Origin of the sequence: Vibrio sp. 10N.222.55.C6 (assembly GCF_041473395.1) — a bacterium.
Lineage (GTDB): Bacteria > Pseudomonadota > Gammaproteobacteria > Enterobacterales > Vibrionaceae > Vibrio > Vibrio crassostreae_C.
Map to the genome: position 1 here is coordinate 1 of NZ_JBFRSD010000123.1, position 1,106 is coordinate 1,106.

Genomic DNA, 1,106 nt, shown 5'->3' on the forward strand with positions numbered 1-1,106 from the left:
TTATCGGCTCGTATTGGACGGCTTCTACTTTCATTGAATGGAAAAAGCTTTCAACACAGGCGTTATCCCAGCAATTTCCCTTCCTACTCATACTTTGTTTTAAATTATGGGCTGAGATTAAGTATCTGTAGTCTTTTGAACAATATTGACTACCTCTATCACTATGGATAATCACCCCTTCGGGCATGCCTCTACGGAACAATGCCATTGATAGCGCATCACAGACCAGAGTCGCGGTCATTCTGGTGCTCATTGACCAACCAACGACTTGCCGTGAGTACAAGTCGATAACAACCGCTAAATACATCCAACCTTCGCTTGTCGCTAGATAGGTAATATCTCCAGCCCATTTTTGGTTCGGTGCTGTTGCATTAAAATCTTGCTCAAGCAAGTTCGGGGCAACAGGAAGCCTATGCTTGCTGTCTGTCGTACATTTGAACTTACGGGCGGCCTTCGCGACTAAGCTCTGGCGCTTCATGCTCGCGGCAATGGTTTTTACATCGTGCTTATTACCATTTGCCTCTAGTTCTTTTTGAATACGCCTTGCACCGTCGCGTTCCTTTTTATCATCAAAGACTTCTCGAACTTTGATATCAAGCTGCTTTCGGTGCTCGTTGCGTTGAGTGACTTTATGGCGATTATCAATCCAATAATAAAACCCACTTCGAGAAACCTCAAACACCTTAGCCATACGGACAATCCTATATTGCATCAGGTGTTCGAGCATAAACTCATAGCAATCTACTTTAGATTTTTCGCGAAGTAGGTGGCGGCCTTTTTTACGATATCTAGCTCTTCAGCTTGCTCAGCCAATAACCGTTTGAGTTTGGCATTTTCAGTGGCGAGCTCCCTTTCTCTATCGCTGATTTTCGCATCTTTTTTGACGGCTTTACGCCACCCATAAATTTGAGATTCATACAACGATAGCTGTCGTTCGGCAGCAGCGATACCGACTTTCTCTGCTAACTTAAGTGCTTCGGCTTTAAATTCAGGAGCATGTTTGATTCGTGTTTTCTTAGTTGTCATTGTTCACCTCGTTAGTGATTGTACTCACTTAACTCAGTGTCCAAAACTTATGGTGCGGATCATAGCTATGTCCAAATGGT

General features: G+C 43.7%; 1 pseudogene. It reads right to left on the reverse strand.

Annotated elements, in window-relative coordinates:
- Positions 1-1,026, reverse strand: a pseudogene (locus tag AB4486_RS22840) (IS3 family transposase); the annotation flags it as partial.
- Positions 1,027-1,106 lie beyond the last annotated feature (80 nt).